The following is a 23,683-nucleotide window of genomic DNA, read 5'->3' as shown; positions in this document are numbered from 1 at the left end:
TATATTTGATACAGAATTTATTAAATGTAAATTAACAATTGAACTATGCCTGCGAAAACGAATAACCCCAACAAAAAAACGTGGCTATCCGTACCCCTAAATTCGGATTTTCCCATCCAGAACATCCCTTTTGGCGTTTTTTTGACCAGGGACGATATCATTACCATAGGTACCCGTATAGGGGATTATGCCATTGATCTTGGAGCCCTACATCAATTGGGTTATTTTGAAGGCATTCCGTTGACGGATGATATTTTTCTACAGGACACCCTAAACGATTTTATCTCCGATGGAAAAAAAACCTGGCGCTCCGTGCGCAACCGGATCGGTGAGATTTTTGATTTGGGCAACGAAACGTTGCAGCATAATGAAGACCATCAAAAGATAGTTCTTTTTTCCATGGACGAGGTAGAAATGAAGCTGCCGGTCCAAATCGGTGATTATACGGACTTTTATTCCAGTAAGGAACATGCCACCAACGTAGGAAGTATGTTCCGTGATCCGGAAAACGCACTTCTACCCAATTGGCTACACCTTCCAGTAGCCTACCATGGAAGAAGCTCTACCATCGTGACCAGTGGCACACCCGTTCGAAGGCCTTTGGGGCAGACCTATCCCAAAGGGGCTGATTCTCCCGTTTTTGGACCTTCGAAATTAGTGGATTTTGAACTGGAAATGGCTTTTATTACTACCGATGCCAATGTTTTGGGAGAGCCCATTCCTATAGAGGAAGCTGAAGATTATATATTTGGTCTGGTTCTGTTCAACGACTGGAGTGCCCGTGACATTCAAAAATGGGAATACGTTCCTTTAGGCCCTTTCTTGGCCAAAAATTTTGCTTCTTCCATATCCCCATGGATCGTAACATTGGACGCATTGGAGCCCTTTAGGGTACAAAGTCCAAAACAAGTACCTGAACCCCTACCCTACTTGAGACAGCAGGGCAAACACAGTTTCGATATAACCTTGGAGGTGGATCTTACCCCGGACAAAGGGGTTCCTACCACAATTACAAGGTCCAACTTTAAGTATATGTATTGGACTATGGCACAACAGATGGCCCACCATACGGTTAATGGTTGCAAGGTAAATAGTGGCGACATGATGGGTAGCGGAACAATTTCCGGTCCTGGTCCGGATTCCTACGGTTCTTTATTGGAATTGGCCTGGCAGGGCACCAAACCCATAAAACTAAAAGACGGTTCCGAAAGAAAGTTTATCGAAGACAATGACATGGTGACCTTACGTGGTTATTGCGAAAAGGAAAACATCCGAATCGGTTTTGGAGAAGCATCTACCCGATTACTTCCGGCCTTGGAACAAAAAGAGAAATACTACTATTGAGATTGGGCTTTTGAACGAATCTATACGATAGTTCATCGTTTTACGTTAAAACTAAAAGTCGTTTTGGCACGGCTGTTGGATTTAACAAGAAAACGATAAAAACAAAGCCATGAAAAAATCTATACTATATTCTGCGATTTTAGTAGTGTTCGTAGCCTGTAGTGGGGTTAAGAAGACTCAAAAGGCCGTAAATTCCGGAAACTATTACAACGCCATAAACAACGCTATCCAGAATTTATCGCAAAACAAGACCAAGAAGAGCCATCAGCCCTTTGTCATATTGTTGGAAGAAGCTTTTCAAAAAAATGCGGAACGCGAATTGGCCCATATCGACTTTCTTAGGAAGGAAGGTAACCCGGCAAACTATGAGGCCATTTATAAAGGATATACCAACTTAAAGGATATTCAACAACGTATACGACCATTGTTGCCCTTGGTTATCCATGAAGAGAATAGGCAGGCCCGGTTCTCCTTTAAAAGCTACGATGACAAGATTATCGCGGCAAAGGATCAATTATCGGATTACCTGTACCATAATGCATCAACGCTCCTAACCAATGCCACCCAGAAACAGGATTACCGAAATGCCTATGACGATTTTAGCTATTTGTCCGAGATAAATCCGGGATACAAAGATCATAAGGAGAAAATGGAAGAAGCCTATGCCAAAGGGTTGGATTATGTAAAAGTGGACATGGTAAACCATACCGATCAGATCATCCCGGCCAAATTGGAAGAGGAACTGCTCAATTTCAATACATATGGCCTAAATAATCAATGGACGGAATACCACACCAATCATTTAGCCCAAATACGGTACGATTATACTATGGACGTGGCCCTTCGGGAAATCAATATATCCCCGGAACAGGTGAGCGAAAAACAAATCATTAAGGAAAAACAGATCAAGGATGGCCAGGAATATCTGCTGGACCGAAATGGAAATGTGGTAAAAGACAGTTTAGGAAATAAGATCAAAATTGATAAATTCCGGACGGTACGTTGCAATTTTTATCAATTTACCCAGTTCAAGACCGCCCAAGTGGTAGGTATGGTAAGCTTTACGAACCTACATACCAAACAACAGGTGAATTCCTATCCGCTTTCCAGTGAATTTGTCTTTGAACATGTTTATGCCAATTACGATGGAGACCGGAGAGCCCTGGAAAATGATTTGGTTGCTTTACTGGACCTGGCTGCAGTACCTTTCCCAACCAATGAACAGATGGTATATGACGCCGGGGAGGATTTGAAATCGAGATTAAAATTCATCCTTACGCAACAGCACTTCAATTAACAAAAAAGCCCGGCATTATGGCCGGGCTTTTTTTATGCAAACCTTTCCAAGTTCAATTCGTTTATGGCTCCATGAGAATCATGGGCTACCGTTACTCCATTCCGTATAACCAAAATTTGGGGCGATTGGTGCATTACTTGAAACTTATAACCCACTTCGTCCGATACTTGCCGGTACGCATGTAGATCCAGAAAATAGAAATCCATAGAATGTTCTGGAACATCCAAATTCCTCCCGAACATATTCAAGACCATGCGGCTTATGCCACATGTTGTGGAGTGCTTAAAAATCACTTGGGACCGCTTATGTGATTTTTCCTCAATTTGGCTCAATTGATCCAAGGAAACAAGGGGAATCCAGGGAATTGAATTTTCCTTGCCATTTGCCTCCTCTTGCCCACTTCCGAATAAGTCCTTTAAAAATCCCATAGAGTATACCGCTTTTAAGAATTAATATATTCAGGCCGTATTGCACAACTGCCTAAATGTCCTGTGTTTACTGGTTTTTACCGTCATTTTGTCCGACTAAGGTCGTTGGTAAGGTTATTGACCTAAGGTTATCAAAAATACATATAAACACAAAAATACGGCGATATATGAACTTTAATAATTTCACCATAAAATCCCAGGAAGCCCTACAAAGGGCCCAGCAATTGGCGCAGGCCATGGGCCATCAGCAGATAGAGAACGAACATATTTTTAAGGCCATTTCGGAAGTTGAGGAGAATGTATTACCCTTTATACTAAAGAAGCTCAATGTTAATGTTTCCCTGTTAGATCAAATTCTAGAAAAAGAACTGGAGAGCTTTCCCAAGGTTTCGGGGGGCGACATCATGCTTTCCCGTGAGGCAGGAAAAACAGTAAACGAGGCTAGCATTATTGCTCAAAAAATGGAGGACGAATTCGTCTCCTTGGAACATATGCTATTGGCCATTTTTAAATCCAAGAGCAAAATTTCGCAAATACTGAAAGATCAGGGCGTATCCGAAAAAGATTTAAAATCGGCCATCGAAGAATTGCGAAAGGGTGGAAAAGTCACCTCACAAAGTGCCGAGGACACCTATAATTCCCTCGACAAATACGCGCGGAACCTGAATCAATTGGCAGACAACGGAAAACTAGATCCCGTTATTGGCAGGGATGAGGAAATTAGACGCATCCTGCAGATATTATCGCGAAGGACAAAGAACAATCCCATGTTGGTAGGAGAACCAGGTACGGGGAAAACTGCTATTGCAGAAGGTCTCGCACACCGGATTATACAAGGGGATGTACCCGAAAATTTAAAGGATAAAGTAATCTATTCCCTGGATATGGGTGCTCTGATCGCCGGGGCAAAATATAAGGGCGAATTTGAGGAACGGTTGAAATCCGTTATTAAGGAAGTTACCACTTCCGATGGTAATATCGTACTCTTCATTGACGAAATCCATACCCTTGTCGGCGCCGGTGGTGGGCAAGGTGCCATGGATGCCGCCAACATCCTAAAACCGGCTTTGGCCAGAGGGGAACTGCGGGCCATAGGGGCCACTACCCTGGATGAATATCAAAAATATTTTGAAAAAGACAAAGCCCTGGAGCGCAGGTTTCAGAAGGTCATGGTATACGAACCCGATACGGAAAGTGCCATTTCCATTCTTCGCGGCATAAAGGAGAAATATGAAGCACACCATAAGGTACGCATTAAGGACGAAGCCGTTATCGCCGCAGTAGAACTGTCACAACGCTATATCACAAATCGATTTTTGCCGGACAAGGCCATTGACCTAATGGATGAATCCGCCTCCAAACTCCGTATGGAGATCAATTCCAAACCTGAGGAATTGGATGTGTTAGATCGAAAAATAATGCAATTGGAAATCGAGATTGAGGCCATTAAGCGTGAAAATGACAAGGCCAAGTTAAAATTGTTGAACATTGATCTGGCCAATCTGAAAGAGGAACGCAACGAAATCTTCGCCCAGTGGGAAAGCGAAAAAAGTGTTGTAGACAATATCCAAAAGACCAAAAAGGATATTGAGGATTACAAACTTGAGGCCGAACGCGCCGAGCGCAATGGCGACTACGGGAAGGTGGCGGAGTTGCGCTATGGAAAAATAAAGGAGGCCCAGGAAAGATTGGAAAAACTTCAAAACGAGCTTCAGGAGCAACAGCAATCGGATACCTTGATCAAAGAGGAAGTAACCCAAGAGGATATTGCCGAGGTCGTGGCCAAATGGACCGGGATTCCCGTAACCAAGATGCTACAGAGCGAAAGGGAGAAACTGTTGAAATTGGAAAAAGTACTACATAAACGGGTGGTGGGCCAAGAAGAGGCCATAGAGGCCGTTTCCGATGCCATCCGCAGAAGTAGGGCTGGACTTCAGGATGCCAAAAGGCCTATTGGTTCATTCCTGTTCCTAGGTACAACAGGAGTGGGAAAAACCGAGTTGGCCAAAACTTTGGCCGAATATTTATTCGATGATGAAAATGCCATGACCCGTATTGATATGAGCGAATATCAGGAACGGCACTCGGTAAGCCGATTGGTAGGTGCACCTCCAGGTTATGTTGGCTACGATGAAGGGGGACAGCTAACAGAGGCCGTTAGGCGCCGGCCCTACTCCGTAATATTGCTTGATGAAATAGAAAAAGCACATCCCGATACCTTTAACATACTGCTACAGGTTCTGGATGAAGGAAGATTAACGGACAATAAGGGACGTGTTGCGGATTTTAAAAATACGATCATTATTATGACCAGTAATATGGGAAGCCATATTATTCAGGAAAAATTCGAGGACAATCCAGATATCTATAGTGCTACCGAGGCGGCCCGTATAGAAGTGCTCGGACTGCTACGGAAGACCATCCGTCCGGAATTTTTGAACCGCATAGACGATATCATCATGTTCACTCCACTGAATATGGAAAACATCGTGGAAATCGTAAGGCTTCAATTGAACCACTTAAAGAGGATGATAGCCAAACAAAACATCACCATTGATGCCACGGACGAGGCCATTGCGTATCTAGCACAAAAGGGATACGACCCGCAATATGGTGCAAGACCTATAAAGCGGGTCATCCAGAAAGAAGTACTCAACAATCTGTCAAAGGAATTGTTAAGCGGAGGAATAAAAGCGGATAGTGTGGTTTTAATCGATTCATTTGACGATACCCTAGTCTTTAGAAACCAAGATCAATTGGTTGAGTAGGATTTAATATGCGCAAAAACTAAAGGCCGGCTTCGGGAAGACTTCCAAAAGCCGGCCTTTTTTATCAACATATATACCATACAGTATGTAGTTTTTTTATATTCGTATAAAATTGATTGCCATGACCACCAAAGCCGAAAGAACCACTGCCTACATTATAGAGACCGTTGCTCCCATATTTAACAAATTGGGATATGTAGGTACCAGTATGAGCGATCTTACCGAAGCTACCGGTCTTACAAAAGGAGCACTATACGGAAACTTTGAAAACAAGGAAGCTCTGGCTTTGGCCGCTTTTGAATACAATCGTGGTAAATTGCTTTCTTCCATAGGCGAATCTCTTGAGATAGAGGGCACCTCCTTAAAAAAAATTTTTAACCTTCTAAAATTCTATAAGAATTATGACATATACACTATGGATATGGGGGGGTGTCCAATTTTGAATGTTGGCGTGGATGCACAACACAATAATACTCTCTTGGCTGCAGCGGCAAAGGAAACCATAAAGGAAATTGAAGGAAAAATTGCGTTGGTCCTTGAAAATGGGATTAAAGGGAATCAATTAAATCTTCCAGTAACGCCCTTGCAATTCGCCAAACAATTGTTTACGATGTTACAAGGTGCCGTTGCGATGTCTACCATTACCAGGGACCGGAAATATTTGGTAAATACCGTGGCTTACTTGGAAGTTCTCATACAAAGGGAAATCAAAAAATAATTCCTTTACATTTATTTGCCCACTACCCTAAAAATCCAAGTTTTATCGGGATACTTCCCATTGAAATTGCTATCCCGGGCGTTTCTGGCCTCATTCATGGTATTATAGCGTTCCAAATACACATAGTTGTAGTTGTTCCTGGCCCTGACAAAAGATTTAGGTGCAAGTCCCTTGTTCTGCAAATCCTTCATAAAGGCCTCGTAGTACTTTTTGGTTCCAAATACATTGGTAATTAGATAATAGCCCGGTTCCAAATCGCCCTCTGCCCTGACTTCCTCATACTTTTCCCCGGCCCTTGGTCTAACCTGCTCTTCTTGCTGGGCCACTTCATTTTGTTCCAGTTGTTGGGCAGCCTCGGCCTCAGCCGTTTTTATTTTTTCCAGAGAATCTTTCTCTTTTTGTTGCCTAAGTTTTTGGACCGCTGCCAATGCCTCTGCCCTTCTGGCGTCATTTATTGAATCCAGTTTTCGCTGTTGCTCATCCCTAGCTTTGGCCAAGTCTTCTTCCTTCTTGGCTTGTTCAATGGCGGCCTTTTTACGTTCTTCTTCGAGTCTTGTTGCCTCTGCCAAGGCCTCTCTTTCCCTTTTGGCCGTATCTATGGAATCCCGTCTTTTTTGCTTGGCCAATTCTTTTTCCTGGGCTGCCAATTCCCTTGCTTCCTTCTTGGCCTGTTTTTGCCGGGCCCTTTCCGCGGCTTCCTCTTCCTTGGCAATTGCCTCCGCCTTCTTTATTTCTTCCTTGGCCTTCTCCTCGGTAATCAATTCCTCCTGCTTCGGCTCCTCTTCCTCTTCCAAGACACGTATTTTACGTCGTTCCTCGGGCTTTCCTATAAAATAGGAGGCCACAATCTCAAAAGAAGGGTCTTGAGAGCTTACCACCGAATTTGTTCCAAATTCCACTAAGGCCCCTACGGAAAATCTCTTGAAAAAAGTGCCTCCACCTCCAAGGGAAATTCCATAAAAATTGTTGTATCCCATTTGGGCCCAATAGGTGGTCTTGCTAAGAAGAACATTAAGCCCAACTTGGTTATCCAATTCAGGTATTGTACGTAAATACAGTAATGGTCTAAGAAAAGCCGTGGGGTCACTGCTAATACCTATTGGTATATCGTAGGAGACCATTCCCATATAGATCTTATCGGCCGGAACCGTGTTTCTGCCCTTGTCCGTAAAGTTATAATCCAGCAAGTTTTCCGAGGCGAGCCCGAAGGAAAAGTTCTCGACGGACAACCGGATTCCCGGGGCCAGTTGTAGGATAAAATCCGTTGAGGGTTGTAATACGGGCAAGGGTAAATCCGGATCTATCTGAAAACGATCATCGGCCAGTTCCTGTTGGAACCCAAAAAGGTTTAACCCAAAACCAAGACGTATTAGGGAATTCAACTTTATCTCTTGGGCATAATTTAGGATACCCCCAGTATTAAAAAAAATACCGGTATTATGTTGAAAAAAGGCAACGCTTGCCGCGGAGGATTCATTGATCTTTCGGGTATAATTTAAAAATAAGGTCGTGGGATCTGCGTCTATACTTTGCCATTGCCAACGTGTCCATAAAGAAACGGACTGCGGATTATTGCGGTCCAGGGAAAACGCGGGATTAAAAAAACTGGAATTATACTCGGTCAAATTATGTTGCCGAAAATCCACCGGAAGGGAAACCTCCTGTGAATGGGCGAAAAAAAAAGTTGCAATGATCAGAAAAGGGGTGCCTAATTTAGCCATACGCAAAAAAACAAAAAACTGGCTGGTTTACATACTATTTAGCCGTAATTTTAGTTAGAGTAAAAAGAAAATTCCCCATAAGGGAAAATACAAAATTTCAATCCTGGGGCCAAAATTACAAAAGTCAAAAAGGGGCAACAATTTCGAAATCAAGGTATTACTGAATTTTCTAGGTAAAAAACACAAAATAATCAAGCCCACTGATGAAACTGCTTAAAATAGTCTTGTCCCTAGTTGTACTCCTTTTTTTCCTAGGTTGCAAAGAAGATAAAACCGCATCCGAGGAATCCTATTCGGACTATGGCATATCTACTTTTTATTTTATCCGCCATGCGGAAAAAGATCGTTCAAATCCGGATAATGTAGATCCCGAACTCACCCAAAAAGGTCTGGGGCGCGCTATGCATTGGGCCGAGATACTGGATGATGTAACCTTGGATGCCATTTATACCACGGACTATGAAAGAGCAACAATGACGGCCGCACCTACCTCGGTAAAACAAGATATCGTAGTGGAGTACTATGTTCCCGAGGAAATCAATATTGAGCAATTTAAAGCGGATAATCTCAATAAAAAAGTCCTAATCGTAGGTCACAGCAATACTACACCACAATTTGTTAACCTTATGATAGGGGAAGATAAATATAGTCCTATGGACGATTACGACAATGGTAGTATGTACATTGTACAAATCATAAACGGCACCGTAACCGATATGCGTTTGCAGTTTAATTGTAATTGCCCGGAAGGACGGTAATTTTCCGCAATTCTATTTGGGATAACAGTTCCAGTTGGTCGGCCATAAATAGGTCATCCATTTTCTGAACCGCAATGGCTGGGTCAAGAGGCTTATAATTATTGTAGTCAACGAAACGTACGCCATTTACATAACGCTCATTATAAGCTTGTCTAAAACGCTTACCTCCCCCGTCCACATGAAACTCATAAGCTAAATAGTCCGGTTTTAAGGTGGTGGTATTGAACCAATACACATAGATATCGTCATAATCATCACCTCCTCCTTCTTTGTTAAAAGTTACCTGTATCTTGTGATAGTTTTCCCCTTTAATTCGTGATTCACCCAAATATTTCTTATTTACCGCAGGGTCATTGAGCCCATAAGGTAAATAGGCAAAGTAGTGAACGGAATTAACAGAATTACCGTATTTGTTGGACATTGAATCCGGCAGATAAACCAAACTATCGTTAACAAAACGTTGGAGCCCATTATATAGCTTAACATCCAAAACCGTATTGGAGTCTATTTGGGAAATTCGCTTTAAAACTTTCCGCCCGGCCTTACGCTCCATGACATAGGTTCTATCCCTAAATTCAAAGGAGATGGTACTTTTTGTGTATAACTCCCCTCCGCTTACAGCAATGCTTTCGTTAACAATTTCCTGAGCGGAAAACCCCTTTTTAGCCTTTTGACCACAAGCCAGAATTATACTCACACAAAACAAAACGATTACCCTATTCATAAGATGACTTTATGCTACTATGGTTCGTAAATATCCTTCAATCTTACAAAATAATAAGGAAGTATCTCCTTTTTACCGAATTGTAATACGGATTATTGTCCCTATTTTTGTTAGCCCATGCAACAGAACATCAACATAAAAAATAAAAGAGCGCGTTTTGAGTACGAGCTCTTGGATACCTATATCGCAGGTATTGTACTCTCGGGCACGGAGATAAAATCCATCCGTCAAAGCAAAGCCTCCATCTCCGAAAGTTTTTGTGAGTTTAATGACCGAGGCGAGCTTTTCGTCATCAATATGCAAATTGACGAATACTCACATGGATCCCATTTTAATCACCGCCCAAAAGCAGAGAGAAAGCTTTTATTAAACAAACGGGAACTAAAAAAATTGGAAAAAGAAGTGAAAACCTCTGGACTTACCATAATTCCCCTAAAACTTTTTCTAAACGATCGTGGACTCGCCAAACTACAGATTGCCTTGGCCAGGGGCAAAAAACTCTATGATAAAAGGGAAACCCTAAAGGACAGGGACAACAAGCGAAATCTGGATCGGATTAAAAAGAGCTTTAATCGTTGAACTTAGTTCTTGTCTTCCAACAAAGGCACAAAACGAAAGGAACCGTATTCTTTTTTTTCAAATTCCTTCTCGGATTTTCTCGTGTAAACGGTCATCACCTGCTCATCCACCCCTACCGGTATAACCAATCTACCGCCAATTTGCAATTGGGACATCAGCGCCTTCGGAACTTCCGGGGCACCAGCGGTTACAATAATACCATCAAACGGCGCTTCTTCCGAAAGACCTTTGTACCCATCTCCAAAAATGAACTTTTTAGGACGATATCCCATTTTTTTAAAGAAAATATTGGTCCTTTTAAAAAGGGTCAACTGACGTTCTATAGTAAAGACCTTCGTCTTTAAATGGAGGAGAACAGCGGTCTGATAACCACTGCCCGTGCCTATTTCCAGGATTTTTTGATTGGCCCTAATTTTCAACAATTCGGTTTGGAATGCCACGGTATAGGGTTGTGAGATAGTTTGTTCGGCGGCAATGGGAAAGGCCTTGTCTTGGTAAGCATGCCCTTCAAAACCACTGTCCATAAACAAATGTCTCGGGATGGTACGAATGGCATCCAATACTTTTTGGTCCTTAATACCCTTGGCGAGGAGAATATCCGCCAATTGGTTCCGCATTCCTCTATGCTTTAAGGTATCCTTCAATGGTTTGGTTTTATGAGACGAAGTTAGAACGGAAAATATCAAAATCCAAGTTCTCAATTCCAATTCTCTTTTCGAAATAAATATTCAGATGGACGCCGCACAAAGACCCTACAACAAATCGCTAAACTCACAAACTATCCTTACTTTTGAAAAAACTTAAAAGCATGCTCAAAGTTGGAGTTTTGGGAGCGGGACATCTAGGAAAAATACACCTACGCTTGCTCAATGAATCCCCGAAATACGAATTAATAGGCTTCTATGATCCCGATGTCATAAACGGAGAAAAAGTGGCTGCGGAATTCGGTTATTCCTATTTTGAAAACATAAATGCCCTTATGGACGCCGTAGATATGGTAGATATCGTCACCCCTACTCTTTCCCACTATGAATGTGCCAAAAAAGCAATGGAAAAAGGCAAACACGTGTTTATCGAAAAACCGATTACCAACACTTTAGAGGAGGCCCAAGAACTGATGGCATTGGAAGAAAAGTTCAATGTAAAGGGGCAGGTAGGGCATGTAGAACGGTTTAATCCCGCTTTCTCCGCGGTTAAGGATAAAATAAAGAATCCAATGTTCATTGAAACGCACCGGCTGGCCGAATTTAATCCTAGAGGCACCGATGTGCCGGTAGTGCTTGATCTAATGATTCATGATATCGATGCCATTCTTAGCGTGGTGGACTCAAAAGTGAAACAGATAAATGCCAGCGGCGTATCCGTAATAAGTCGTTCTCCGGATATTGCCAACGCGCGTATTGAATTTGAAAACGGATGTGTGGCCAACCTAACAGCTAGCCGGATTTCGTTGAAAAACATGAGAAAATCACGTTTTTTCCAAAAGGATGCCTACATTTCTGTTGATTTTTTGGAGAAAAAGGTCGAGGTGGTCAAAATGAAGGATGCTCTAGATGCCCCTGGACAATTTGATATGGTACTACAAAATGCCGAAGGGGAAAAAAAGCAAATTTATTTTGAAAACCCCGAAATCCAAGCTAACAATGCCATTTTGGATGAGTTGGAGACTTTTGCCGAAGCCATACATGCGGATACCGTTCCCGTAGTTACCTTGCAGCAAGGAACCGAGGCACTACAGGTGGCGCTACAGGTGATCGATTGCTTTTAGGAATGTTTATCCCCAAGGGAGTAGAAATGAAAATCGGATGCCGCGAAATTGTAACAAATCTTTAAACATATACTACAAGTATGAGTAAGATAGCAGTCATAGGCTCTGGAACCATGGGAAATGGGATCGCCCATGTATTTGCCCAAAATGGAAACAAGGTAAATCTTGTGGATATTTCCAATGATGCCCTGGAGAAAGGTATGGCGACTATATCCAAAAATCTGGACCGCATGGTTGCCAAGGCAAAAATAAATGAAAACATAAAAAAGGCTACCCTAAATAACATCAGTACCCACACATCTCTCATTAATGGAATAACGGATGTTGAGATGGTAATCGAAGCCGCCACCGAGAATTTGGAAGTTAAACTCAATATTTTTAAGGATCTTGACGAAAACTGCAGTCCAAATACCATTTTGGCAACTAATACCTCCTCCATATCCATTACCCAAATCGCTGCGGTGACCGGTAGGCCGGATAAGGTCATTGGAATGCATTTTATGAACCCCGTACCCATTATACCGTTAATTGAAATAATCCGAGGTTACAACACCTCTGATTCTACTACAAATACGGTTATGGAGCTTTCGAAAAGATTGGGAAAAAACCCCGTGGAGGTAAACGACTATCCAGGATTCGTCGCCAACCGTATCTTAATGCCTATGATCAACGAAGCCATAGAGACCTTATACAATGGAGTGGCCGGGGTAAGGGAAATCGATACGGTAATGAAGTTGGGAATGGCGCATCCCATGGGTCCTTTGGAGTTGGCCGATTTTATCGGATTGGATGTTTGTTTATCAATTTTGCATGTTATGTACGATGGGTTTAAAAATCCAAAATATGCGCCCTCTCCCCTATTGATCAATATGGTCACCGCTGGAAAACTGGGTATAAAATCAGGGGAAGGATTCTATGATTATTCCGAATCGCGAAAAGCGGAAAAAGTCTCTTCCCAATTCAAATAAATTTTATATGGCAATAGTAAAACCCTTTAAGGCCATACGACCGACCAAGGATAAGGCCCCATTTGTGGCTTCTAGATCATATCAGGAATATTCGAAAAAAGAGCTGGAGGCCGTATTGAGCTTCAATCCGTTTTCATTTTTACACATTATCAACCCCGGGTACAAATTTGATAAAAGGGTTTCTGGTCCCAAGCGTTTTCAATTAGTATATAACAGATATTTGGAGTTTCTGGAGGATAATGTTTTTTTAAAGGATGCCAAGGATAGTTTTTATCTGTACGAGGTAACAAAAGATAATTTTCAGTGCTGTGGACTATTCTGTGCGACAAGTGTTGAGGATTACCACAACAATGTCATAAAGAAACACGAGGATACCATCCGTCACCGGGAAGAATTGTTCGCCCATTATTTGGATACCGTGAAATTCAATGCGGAACCCGTTTTGATAACCTATAAGGACGACGAAACCATTTCGGAAATCATAAAAGGGGAAAGACAGACCGAACCAGAATACCACTTCACAACAACCGACAAGGTTACCCATAGGTTATGGGTCGTTTCCGAAACAAAAACAGTGAAGAGACTGGAAGATACTTTTACCAAATTAAAGGCCCTTTATATAGCTGATGGACATCATAGAAGTGCCTCTTCCAATCTTTTAGCCAAGACCTCCAAGGAAAATGATCCGAACCATACCGGAAAGGAACCCTATAACTATTTTATGAGCTATCTTATTCCAGAGTCCGAAATCAGGATTTATGAATTTAATCGTATGGTCAAAGATTTGAACGGGTTGACAAAAAAAGAATTTCTTATTCGGTTGGATGGGTCGTTTAGAATTGAAAACAAGGGAAATACGTTATACAAACCCACAAAAAAACATCATTTTAGTATGTATTTGGACGGAGAGTTTTACTCCTTATACCTTAGGAAAAAGGTATATCGTTTTACGGATGCCCTTAGTAAATTAGATACGCAAATTCTTTTCAAGACAGTTCTGGGTCCCATTTTGAATATTAGGGATCTGAGAAATGATAAACGAATTCGATATGGTTATGGAAAACACAATATTATCCATATGAAAGATGAAGTAGATCAAGGTAATTTTGCCGTAGGTTTCAGTCTAGTTCCCATAACCATGGATCAAATCAAGGCCATTGCCAATGCTGGCCTTACTATGCCGCCAAAAAGCACTTATATAGAGCCCAAACTACGAAGTGGGCTAACTATTTACGAGTTATAACTTAAAACTTTTCTCTACAAGATGTCCATAGCCGAGAATCTAGAAAAAATAAAGTATACGCTGCCAGGTGATGTGGCCCTCGTTGCCGTCTCCAAGACCAAGTCCGTTTCCGAAATCAAGGAAGCTTATGATGCGGGGCATATGGTTTTTGGGGAAAACAAAATTCAAGAGATGGTCCAAAAATGGGAAGAAATGCCCAAGGACATCCAGTGGCATATGATTGGGCACGTACAGCGCAACAAAGTAAAATATATGGCAAAGTTTGTCTCTTTGGTCCATGGCGTGGATAGTATTAAGTTGCTCCAGGAAATAGACAAAAGAGCCGAACAAAATAACAGGGTGATAGACTGTCTTTTACAAATCCATATTGCTGAGGAGTCCTCCAAATTTGGATTGAACGCCCGTGAACTAAACGAACTCATCCATTCAAGTACATTTCAGAAAATGAAAAATATTGCTATTAAAGGACTGATGGGCATGGCCACTTTTACAGATGACAAGAATCAGATAAGAAGGGAGTTCAGGTTTTTGAAAACACTCTTTGATACTACTCAAAAGGCACTTCCCCATATTTCCGTCCTTTCCATGGGCATGAGTGGGGATTATAAGATAGCCATTGAGGAGGGTAGTTCCATGGTACGTATAGGAAGTAGTATCTTTGGGGCAAGAAACGTAAACTGAGGAATTTACAAGGTTTACATTTCTTTGTAGGCTCTGAAAAACAGCATAGTGCATGTACGCAGTTTTAGATATTGAAACAACAGGTGGGAAATACAACGAGGAAGGCATTACTGAGATTGCCATACATAAGTTTGATGGTCACCAAGTAGTAGACAAGTTCATTAGCTTGGTCAACCCGGAAAGGGAAATACAACCTTTTGTCATAAACCTCACGGGCATCAATAACAAAATGCTTCGAACTGCACCAAAATTTCATGAGGTGGCCAAACGCATTGTTGAAATTACGCAGGATAGTGTATTGGTAGCCCACAATGCCCAGTTTGACTACAGAATACTTAGGACCGAATTTAGAAGATTGGGTTATAATTTTGAACGCAAGACCCTATGTACCGTGGATTTGGCAAAAAGACTCATACCCGATGCCGAATCGCATAGTTTGGGCAAACTGGTTCGTTCTTTGGGAATCCCAGTAAGCGACAGACATAGGGCCAACGGAGATGCATTGGCCACATTAAAACTCTTTAAAGTATTACTTTCCAAGGATATGGATAAATCCATACTCTCCCACGTTATGCGTTCGGAAACGGAGGGGGAGCTTTCCCCAAGACAATTGGATATTGTTGAGCAGATGCCTTCGGAAACCGGAATATACTATATGTACAATAAGGAGGGGGAGCTGATATTTCTGGGTAAATCCAACAACATCAAAAAAAAGGTAAATCAGCACTTTATCAAAAACGGCGACAGGGCGAGACGTATCCAAAAAGAAACCAAAAAGGTAATCTTCGAAAAGACCGGGAGCGAATTGGTCGCCCTATTAAAGGAGAACGAAGAGTTGACGCGAAATAAGCCCAAGTATGCGCACAGCAATAGAAAAAAGTTGTTTTCCCATGCAGTGTATCAGGCTGTTGATGAAAGGGGCTATGTTACCTTAAAAGCGGCATCGCATACTTTTTCCAAGGGGGTAGTGACTACTTTTAATAGTCTTCAAGGGGCTCAAGGATTTATTCGTCAAATCACTATTGAAAACGAACTATGTCTTGAGCTTAACGGACTTCCAGATGCTAAAAGTAAGTACCTGGATTCCGAATATGGCGGTAGTAAGGAAATCTGTAGGGATAGTGAAACGGTCTTGGATTATAACAGAAGAGTCTCGGAGGCAATTACCAGGTTTTCATTGGCCAACAAAAATGTCGTTATTGTGGATAAGGGAAGGGAAACCGGGGAATATAGCGCTATTCTTATAAAAAATGGAACCTTTCAAGGTTTTGGTTTTTATGACTTAAACCATCAAATCAATAATATTCATATCTTAGAATCCATTATAACACCTATGAAGGGTGATGCGAACACCACCCATATCATAGAATCGTATCTCAGAAAAAAACGAGTTATAAGGATTTTGGACCTAAATTCTTGATGTTTGGAAAGCCAAAATACGGATAGGAACTGGAGGTATAAGCTTCATGCGATCATCTACGGAACACATACCCGTGCCGGTAAGTTATTTGACATAATACTACTGGTAGTCATTGTCTATAGTATTGTAGTGGTAATGTTGGAAAGTGTTCCTCGTTTTGATGTTAAGTACCATAAATTTTTGGATGTCTCGGAATGGGTGGTCACCATACTTTTCTCCATTGAGTATATTTTACGTATTGTATGCATAAAAAGGCCTGCCAAATACATTTTTAGTTTTTTTGGTATTGTTGACCTGCTTTCTACTATTCCAAAATATCTGTCCTTTTTTGTCATAGGCTCACAATATATAACGGCTTTTAGGGCCCTCCGTTTGCTCAGGGTCTTCCGAATATTGAAGTTGGTACGATTTGTAGGGGAGTCCAATAATCTTGTCAGGGCCTTAAAGGCAAGCCGTACCAAAATATTCATTTTTGTTTTTTTTGTTCTTGTCATCTCCATTCTATTGGGCACGACCATGTATTTGATAGAAGGACCCCAGCACGGTTTTAATAGTATTCCGCACAGCGTTTACTGGACCATAGTGACCTTGACAACGGTAGGATACGGCGATATATCCCCTGAAACGGGTCTAGGACAGGTTATTGCCACGTTGATTATGATAATTGGTTATGGCATTATTGCAGTACCCACGGGTATTGTTTCGGCTGAATATGCATCCTCGAAAAAAAACCTTAAGAATGTGGACGAGGGCAGATGTTGTCAGAATTGTGGCTCGGAAATCATGAGGAGCGATGCCCGTTACTGCCGGGTATGCGGCTATAAACTAACGGACGATTAATGTTCGGCAAGTTTCTAATCAGTGTTGTTGGACCAACAGCCATAGGAAAGACCAAAATGGCCATTGCCCTAGCCCAACATTTTGATACTGAAATCATTTCAGCGGATTCTAGGCAGTTATATAAGGAAATGAAAATAGGAACGGCAGTACCTACCTTGGAAGAGTTGAATACGGCACCACATCATTTTATACAGTATAAAAGTATTTTCGATACCTATTCGGTCGGGGACTTTGAACAGGATGCCTCCTCTCTTTTAAAGCGACTTTTTACCAAAAAAAGTGTAGTAATTATGGCAGGAGGAAGCGGATTATATGTAGATGCCGTAGTCCAGGGACTGGACAAATTTCCAGAGGTAGCTCCGGAAATTAGACGAGATTTAAACAACAGAATGAAAGTTGAGGGTATTCAAGTTCTTCAAAGGCAATTAAAGCGATTGGACCCTCTGTATTTTTCCAAAGTAGATCTTGAGAATCCTCATCGCCTTATACGTGCTTTGGAAATCTGTATCGGAACGGGGAGACCTTATTCTTCCTTTTTAAAGGGGAAAAAACAAAAAAGATTCTTTTCCACCATTCAGGTGGGACTCCAAGCGGATAGGAAAATAATTTATGACCGTATTAATAAAAGAGTGGATCTTATGATGGAAGCAGGCTTTTTGGAAGAAGCGAAGTCATTATTTCCACATAGAAAAAAAAATGCATTGCAAACTGTTGGCTACAAGGAGCTCTTCAACTACCTAGAGGGTATTTGGGAATTGGATTTTGCCATAAGCGAAATAAAAAAAAACACAAGAAGGTTCGCCAAAAGACAATTAACCTGGTTCCGAAAAGATAAGTCCATTCTTTGGTTTCCTTATGATTGTGATGTGCATGAAATCATCGAATCCTTAAAGCCAAAAATGACGATAGGTGATGAATGAAACTACTGTTTTCCTTATCATGGGAGTATCTGGCTCCGGTAAATCGACAGTAGGCAAACTGCTGGCTACCGAACTTAATGTGCCCTTTTTTGATGGAGACGACTACCACCCTGAAGAAAATGTAACAAAAATGGCCGCCGGAAATCCGCTTAATGATGCCGATAGAATAGGGTGGCTTAAATGCATCAATATTTTGATAAAAGAAAACTTGGAATCAGGAGCCATCATCGCATGCTCTGCGCTAAAAAAAAGTTACCGTTCCATACTCACCGAAGGTGTGCTTCAAAAAATTCGGTTTATATATCTAAAAGGCAGTTTTGAGGAAGTTCGGGATAGAATGCAAAAAAGGAAAGGACACTTTATGCCCACGACTTTATTGAAGTCCCAATTTGATACGCTGGAACCTCCTCAAAAAGCCATTTCCGTAACCATACAACAAAGCCCTGCGTCTATTGTTTTGGAAATTCTTGAACATATCAACGAAAATTAAGCGGGCCCACATTAATGTGGGCCCGCTTAATTGATCATAGTATTTCGGAACTGATTTAACTTTCAGTCTTTACGACCAACCTAAATCCTTCCCCATGAATATTCAATATTTCCACGGTGTCATCCAGTTTCAGGTATTTTCTCAATTTAGCGATATACACATCCATACTCCGGGAGGTGAAGTAGTTATCATCCCTCCAAATCTTTGTCAAGGCCAACTCCCTCGGCATTAAATCATTTTCATGCAAAGCCAAAAGGCGTAATAATTCATTTTCTTTCGGAGAAAGTTTTATGGCCTCTTCATCCTTATATTTCAAAAACCTCAGTTTTGAATTCAAATGAAAATTACCTATTTGAAATTCAAATTTCTTACTGTCCGCTAATGAATTGGAAGCTTTTCTTTGAAGTATTGCTTTAAGCTTCATCAAAAGGACTTCGGAATCAAATGGTTTGTTCAGATAATCATCCGCGCCGGCCTTGTACCCCTTAAGAACATCTTCCTTCATGGTCTTCGCGGTAAGAAAGACTATAGGGACATTCTCGTTCTTTTCGCGTATTTCCTTTGCTAGCGTGAATCCATCCTTATAAGGCATCATTACATCCAAAATGCAAACATCATAATTGTCCTTTTTGAATTTCTCGAATCCCTCCATCCCATTTTTGGCCAAGGTTACATCAAAATCGTTCATGGACAGATAGTCCTTTAGAACAATCCCAAAGTTAGGATCATCCTCGACCAAGAGTATTTTCTTATTTATTGTTTCCATAAGTTGTTAAATTAAAGGTAGCTTTATGTAGAAAATGCTTCCTATTCCTTTTTCACTTTCCGCATAAACCTCACCTTGATGATCTTCAATTATTTTTTTTACATAGGCCAGACCTAAGCCATGTCCTTTTATATTGTGTATATCTCCTGTATGTTCCCTATAAAATTTTTCAAAAACTTTTTTTAATACCGCCTTGCTCATTCCTGCACCCTGATCCTGAATTTTTATAATAATGAAGTTCTTGGCAACTTCCGTATACACATCAATTTTGGGTGCTTCGGGCGAATATTTTATAGCGTTGTCCAAAACATTGACCACGACATTGGTAAAATGTACGTCATTTGCGAGTACCTCCGTCCTATCGGCATCCAAATGGGTCTTTATATATCCTCCACGATCTGCTACGATAAGCTTCACATGTGCAATGGCCCTTTGAACAATGTCGTGCACATCGACCCGGTCCTTACTGATATCCAATTGATTTTTTTCCAGTTTGGAGATACGAAGTACATTTTCCACCTGGGCATGCATGCGTTTATTCTCGTCCCGTATCATTTGCAAGTAACGTTGCACTTTTTCCTTGTCCTCGAAGGCTTTAGGATTTTTAATGGCCTCCACAGCCAAGTTTATCGTAGCGATGGGCGTCTTAAACTCATGGGTCATGTTGTTGATGAAATCTGACTTTATTTCGGAAATCTGTTTCTGTCGAATGAGTTGATAAATTGCACTTGAATAGGCCACAACAATAACCAGGGTGAACAGCAGCGATAAGATTGCCAACCCTAAAACAGATTGTATCAAAAATCGTTTTTTCTTCGGAAAGGATATCAAAAGGGAAAAATTGGAATTACCTTCACTATCCTTGAACATGGGACCTTTATAATATGCGCCTTCCTCAAACTTGAATTTTCTAGAACGTACTTTGGTGGGTAGCCCCTTGCTATACACCCCGTACTCAAAGTCAATTGCCATTCCGCGGTTTCTTAACTCACGGTCCAGAAGCAATTCTATCTCTTGTTTGGAAACCCTTTTATGAATAGGGACTTGCTTTGCATACTCACTAAAAACATCTTCAAATTGGGCTTTTTCAATAGAGGACAGCCCTCCTATTTTCTCTAATTTTTGAATAGGATTAAGTTTATACTGTTTACCGTCCAAACCGAAGTCCTCCTTAAAAATGGTCTTGGTTCGTTTGCTGGTATAGCTTTTAATTGTAGTGGTATCGTCGCCGTTACCATTGTCAAAGAACGTGGATGCTATATTATAGTCTTCCTCCAAGATACCATGGGAATAAAACAGTATCTCGTTGGAATTTATATCACGGTCTATAAAAAAAATATTTCTTAGATGAGACCCTTGGAGCTCCCCAATGCTATCTTTTTGGTTAAGGTATCTGTCAAAATAATCCTTGGTTTCCCTTTCGGTTATTTTATCGGTTACCCTGTTCAGTATTTCGCCAATGGTGTTGGAGAATTGTTCTTCCCTGTCCTCTACCGATCTCTTTATCCAAAATACCTGGACGAAGATTATCCCAATTAGAGAAAGGCTCATTAGGATGACCAAAAGAACAAACAATCTCTTATTCATCTTCAGGTAAAATTAAATATTTAACAACTAGTATTTTGTACGTTTAACCTAACCTTAACAAAAATGTTAAAGCGGCAAACTGTCAACAATTATCAAGGAGAGAGCTATGTATGCCTTCAACTTTTAAGCGTGTTTTAGCTAGATCTTTATTGTTCACCACAAAATCGGCAAGTGGGATTTTTTTCGAATCGGGCCACTGGTTGCCCATACGTTCCAAAATTTTTTCTCGTTGTGAACCATCTCTCTTCAAAATTCTATTCAAGCGTACTTCTTTTGGTGCCGTGACCAAAATAATTTTGTCATAAAAATCTTGATTCTTGTTTTCAAATATGATGGCCGCCTCTTGGATAACATAAGGGTATGTCTGTCTCCCCGCCCAAGACTTAAAACTCTTTCTTACCAAGGGATGGACAATGCCATTGAGTTTTTTCAGCATTCCTTTATCTTTAAAAACCATTTCGGCGATATAGGAACGATTGAGCTTTTTACCGGAGTATGCCCTGGTTCCCAAAAGTTCGATTATCTTCTTTCGCGCCGTTTTGGACGAAACCATCAACTTTTTGGCCCGTTCATCCGAATTGTATACAGGCACCCCCATTTCCTTGAACATATGGGCTATGGTACTTTTACCACTGCCCATACCGCCGGTTAGTCCAACGATCTTCATTCCCGTTTTAATATAAATTCCACCTCGGTCTCCAAAAGATCGGCACTGTAGATGCTTTCGGGTTTCCTAGTTATTTTCAAAACAAGTGTATTTGCATTGTCCTCATTTGCCGTACCGTAATCCGCGATAACCCTAAAGTCGGGATTTTCTAAATCTCTCAGTTCCTTGATCTTGGCTTTGCACAAAATGGAGACACTATCCGGAAAAGTCCTGATTTGGGTACCTTCCGGAAGGTTTATCACCTCTATGGGGACTTGAATCATTTTTTCCGAAAATCGAGCGACCTTACCCTTTATGGAAACAGACTCGGAAGAAAATGTAGTGTTTTTTAATTGCTGTGGTCTTATAATCATAGCTTTTCTTGTAAAGTCGGCCGTGAGGTCCTGCAAATCCAATCTTGCACTCCTAACACTTTGGATGGTATCGATTTCTTCCTTGGGTCCTTTTACGGTTATTTTTTCCGGTCGAACTTCAAGGTTGCCGTCCAACAAATAATTCTGTTCGAGATTCAGGGTTATTTGAGGCCTTACAGGAACCTCCTTGGATTCAAGCTTAAGAAAATCAAAGAAAAGGGTATCCCTATCCATCTCCAAAAGGGTCATTGAGCCAGAGAGCTGTCTTTCAATTTGTCCACGATACACTTCCTGTGGGATGTAGGATTTGGACGCGGTTGTGGCAACCCGGGACAAGTCGATCTTCACAGATTTATTCTTAAAGTTAAATCCAAGGAATTGAAACCCTACCGCCCTTAGTTTTACGTTCACCGTATTCCTTGAAGCCTTATCCAACAAAACGCTATCCGGCACGTTCACATATTCCAGGTTAAACACGGCATTATGTACATAATCCTCCGACAGATTGCTGACAAACCAAGCCAATCCCGAGCAAAGCAAAAACAATAGGAATATTTTCACCTTACGTTTCTTTAGACTCCGCTTTATCTTGTCTATCACCTTATTAGTCCGGTTTAAAGAACAGTTTTGGGAAAAGCTCCCAAGGCTGCCGTTTGCTAAAATTAACCCAAATGGTCGACTTTAGAAAACCATAGCCATAACCAAAAAACTGTACACAGACTGCGAATAGGGAAAGAAGGGCCACTGAAAAGTTTTTGGTTCTCAATAAAGCGTCCAAAAAAAGCAGCAGGAAGTAAATTCCATAACACAAGACGGGAAGCAGCGATCCCATTACCGCCGCAAGCAAGGACAGTAACAAACCCAAGCAAAAAAAAGTAGGGAACCAATAGGTGATTTTTGCAGTCCTCGGATGCCATTTATTTAAAATGGGGCGTACCATTCCAAACTTGTTCACCTGAATATAGAATTTCTTCCAATCAATTCTACGTTTATGGTAGACATAAGCTTCCGATATCAATTTAGTCCGGTACCCTTTATCCCAAATGCGGATGGTAAGATCGGGGTCCTCCCCTGGATGAATATTGCCAAATCCTCCCACATCCTCAAAGGCCTTTTTGGAAATTCCCATATTAAAACTTCTAGGTTGAAATTTCCCCAAACTTCTTTTGTTGCCGCGAATCCCTCCTGTGCTCAAAATAGAGGTCATTGCATAGTTGATCGCCTTTTGCGCCAAGCTAAACGATTCATGGGCAGCGTCCGGTCCACCAAAACAATGTACATATTCTTGCTGGAGCGATTTTTCAACTTCCTCCAAATACTGGGGCGGTAGAATGATATCGGAGTCCAGAATAATAAAATAATCTCCCTTTGCCCTTTGCATCCCATAATTACGGGAATCACCAGGTCCGGAATTCGCTTTTTTAAAATAGGAAATAGTAAGTCGGTCATTGAACTCCTGCACCATATTTTCGGAATCCAATGTGGAACCATCCTCTACGATTACAACCTCGTAAGACTTGGTATAGGTCTGTAACACCATACTCTCCAATAACTCCCTTATTTCATCCGGGCGATTATAAACAGGGATTACAAAGGAAAATGAGAGGTTCATATACGGGTACTAAAAAAACAAAAGCCATGCA

23 protein-coding genes are annotated in these 23,683 nt (G+C 41.3%); 14 read left to right on the top strand and 9 right to left on the bottom strand.

The features are described 5' to 3' along the window. Positions 1-45 precede the first annotated feature (45 nt). Positions 46-1,344, top strand: a complete 1,299-nt coding sequence (fahA, locus tag Q0993_RS19625; protein WP_299536475.1) for a fumarylacetoacetase — start codon at positions 46-48, stop codon at positions 1,342-1,344. A 109-nt stretch (positions 1,345-1,453) separates the two neighbouring features. Further along, positions 1,454-2,641, top strand: a complete 1,188-nt coding sequence (locus Q0993_RS19620; RefSeq protein WP_299536473.1) for a hypothetical protein — start codon at positions 1,454-1,456, stop codon at positions 2,639-2,641. A 32-nt stretch (positions 2,642-2,673) separates the two neighbouring features. Here the strand turns inward: Q0993_RS19620 and ytxJ are convergent, their stop codons facing one another. Beyond that, a complete protein-coding gene (ytxJ, locus tag Q0993_RS19615; RefSeq protein ID WP_299536471.1) occupies positions 2,674-3,069 on the bottom strand; it encodes a bacillithiol system redox-active protein YtxJ in 396 nt (131 codons plus the stop codon). Between the two features lie 167 nt (positions 3,070-3,236). Here ytxJ and clpB point away from each other — a divergent pair, with 167 nt between their 5' ends. Then, positions 3,237-5,837 (top strand): ATP-dependent chaperone ClpB, encoded by a 2,601-nt coding sequence (clpB, locus tag Q0993_RS19610; RefSeq protein WP_299536469.1) that lies wholly within the window; start codon positions 3,237-3,239, stop codon positions 5,835-5,837. 121 nt (positions 5,838-5,958) lie between these two features. Beyond that, positions 5,959-6,555 carry a TetR/AcrR family transcriptional regulator gene (locus Q0993_RS19605; RefSeq protein ID WP_299536467.1) on the top strand — a complete coding sequence of 199 codons (597 nt, stop codon included), beginning with the start codon at positions 5,959-5,961 and terminating at the stop codon, positions 6,553-6,555. 11 nt (positions 6,556-6,566) lie between these two features. On the opposite strand, the gene Q0993_RS19600 is transcribed toward Q0993_RS19605, so the two are convergent. Continuing rightward, positions 6,567-8,276: a PorP/SprF family type IX secretion system membrane protein gene (locus Q0993_RS19600; protein ID WP_299536465.1), complete on the bottom strand. Its 1,710-nt coding sequence runs from the start codon at positions 8,274-8,276 to the stop codon at positions 6,567-6,569. A gap of 203 nt (positions 8,277-8,479) precedes the next feature. On the opposite strand from Q0993_RS19600, the gene Q0993_RS19595 reads away from it, so the two are divergent. Further along, complete coding sequence (locus tag Q0993_RS19595) at positions 8,480-9,034, top strand: histidine phosphatase family protein (RefSeq protein ID WP_299536463.1); 555 nt, start codon at positions 8,480-8,482, stop codon at positions 9,032-9,034. Here the strand turns inward: Q0993_RS19595 and Q0993_RS19590 are convergent. Beyond that, complete coding sequence (locus tag Q0993_RS19590; RefSeq protein ID WP_299536461.1) at positions 9,006-9,758, bottom strand: DUF6503 family protein; 753 nt, start codon at positions 9,756-9,758, stop codon at positions 9,006-9,008. The two genes, Q0993_RS19595 and Q0993_RS19590, sit on opposite strands and share 29 nt — an antisense overlap. A 117-nt stretch (positions 9,759-9,875) precedes the next feature. On the opposite strand from Q0993_RS19590, the gene smpB reads away from it, so the two are divergent. After that, on the top strand, positions 9,876-10,337 hold the full coding sequence (gene smpB / locus Q0993_RS19585; protein ID WP_299536458.1) for an SsrA-binding protein SmpB: 462 nt from the start codon (positions 9,876-9,878) through the stop codon (positions 10,335-10,337). A 2-nt stretch (positions 10,338-10,339) separates the two neighbouring features. On the opposite strand, the gene Q0993_RS19580 is transcribed toward smpB, so the two are convergent. Further along, on the bottom strand, positions 10,340-10,981 hold the full coding sequence (locus Q0993_RS19580) for a protein-L-isoaspartate(D-aspartate) O-methyltransferase (protein ID WP_299536455.1): 642 nt from the start codon (positions 10,979-10,981) through the stop codon (positions 10,340-10,342). 164 nt (positions 10,982-11,145) lie between these two features. Here Q0993_RS19580 and Q0993_RS19575 point away from each other — a divergent pair, with 164 nt between their 5' ends. From Q0993_RS19575 to Q0993_RS19540, 8 genes are all read left to right on the top strand, one after another. Next, complete coding sequence (locus Q0993_RS19575; protein ID WP_299536453.1) at positions 11,146-12,105, top strand: Gfo/Idh/MocA family oxidoreductase; 960 nt, start codon at positions 11,146-11,148, stop codon at positions 12,103-12,105. Positions 12,106-12,185: 80 nt separating this feature from the next. Then, on the top strand, positions 12,186-13,073 hold the full coding sequence (locus Q0993_RS19570) for a 3-hydroxyacyl-CoA dehydrogenase family protein (protein WP_299536450.1): 888 nt from the start codon (positions 12,186-12,188) through the stop codon (positions 13,071-13,073). A 7-nt stretch (positions 13,074-13,080) separates the two neighbouring features. Next, on the top strand, positions 13,081-14,316 hold the full coding sequence (locus Q0993_RS19565) for a DUF1015 domain-containing protein (protein WP_299536448.1): 1,236 nt from the start codon (positions 13,081-13,083) through the stop codon (positions 14,314-14,316). Positions 14,317-14,337: 21 nt separating this feature from the next. Then, positions 14,338-14,997, top strand: a complete 660-nt coding sequence (locus tag Q0993_RS19560) for a YggS family pyridoxal phosphate-dependent enzyme (RefSeq protein ID WP_299536446.1) — start codon at positions 14,338-14,340, stop codon at positions 14,995-14,997. Positions 14,998-15,049: 52 nt separating this feature from the next. Beyond that, positions 15,050-16,417 (top strand): exonuclease domain-containing protein, encoded by a 1,368-nt coding sequence (locus tag Q0993_RS19555; RefSeq protein WP_299536444.1) that lies wholly within the window; start codon positions 15,050-15,052, stop codon positions 16,415-16,417. Between the two features lie 3 nt (positions 16,418-16,420). Then, positions 16,421-17,257: an ion transporter gene (locus Q0993_RS19550; RefSeq protein ID WP_299536442.1), complete on the top strand. Its 837-nt coding sequence runs from the start codon at positions 16,421-16,423 to the stop codon at positions 17,255-17,257. Further along, positions 17,257-18,177, top strand: coding sequence for a tRNA (adenosine(37)-N6)-dimethylallyltransferase MiaA (miaA, locus tag Q0993_RS19545; protein ID WP_299536440.1), 921 nt, complete (start codon positions 17,257-17,259; stop codon positions 18,175-18,177). Before Q0993_RS19550 ends, miaA begins: the two co-directional genes overlap by 1 nt. Then, entirely contained in the window at positions 18,170-18,667 is a 498-nt protein-coding gene (locus Q0993_RS19540) for a gluconokinase (protein WP_299536438.1), read from the top strand. The genes miaA and Q0993_RS19540 overlap by 8 nt, the downstream gene beginning before the upstream one ends. A 55-nt stretch (positions 18,668-18,722) precedes the next feature. Here Q0993_RS19540 and Q0993_RS19535 read toward each other — a convergent pair whose 3' ends face one another. The 5 genes from Q0993_RS19535 to Q0993_RS19515 all read right to left on the bottom strand — a co-directional run bounded on the left by Q0993_RS19535 (position 18,723) and on the right by Q0993_RS19515 (position 23,652). Beyond that, complete coding sequence (locus Q0993_RS19535; RefSeq protein WP_299536435.1) at positions 18,723-19,433, bottom strand: response regulator transcription factor; 711 nt, start codon at positions 19,431-19,433, stop codon at positions 18,723-18,725. Positions 19,434-19,439: 6 nt separating this feature from the next. Next, positions 19,440-21,020, bottom strand: a complete 1,581-nt coding sequence (locus Q0993_RS19530; RefSeq protein ID WP_299536433.1) for a sensor histidine kinase KdpD — start codon at positions 21,018-21,020, stop codon at positions 19,440-19,442. An 82-nt stretch (positions 21,021-21,102) separates the two neighbouring features. Further along, positions 21,103-21,687 (bottom strand): dephospho-CoA kinase, encoded by a 585-nt coding sequence (gene coaE, locus Q0993_RS19525; RefSeq protein WP_299536431.1) that lies wholly within the window; start codon positions 21,685-21,687, stop codon positions 21,103-21,105. Next, entirely contained in the window at positions 21,684-22,601 is a 918-nt protein-coding gene (locus Q0993_RS19520; protein WP_299536428.1) for a YbbR-like domain-containing protein, read from the bottom strand. The genes coaE and Q0993_RS19520 overlap by 4 nt, the downstream gene beginning before the upstream one ends. A 43-nt stretch (positions 22,602-22,644) precedes the next feature. Then, on the bottom strand, positions 22,645-23,652 hold the full coding sequence (locus Q0993_RS19515) for a glycosyltransferase (RefSeq protein WP_299536426.1): 1,008 nt from the start codon (positions 23,650-23,652) through the stop codon (positions 22,645-22,647). Positions 23,653-23,683 lie beyond the last annotated feature (31 nt).

The sequence above is a fragment of the Ulvibacterium sp. genome, assembly GCF_028285715.1.
In the GTDB taxonomy this organism is placed as follows: domain Bacteria; phylum Bacteroidota; class Bacteroidia; order Flavobacteriales; family Flavobacteriaceae; genus Ulvibacterium.
Note: the sequence above shows the minus strand (reverse complement) of the source record. Positions and strands in the feature narration are given on the sequence as shown.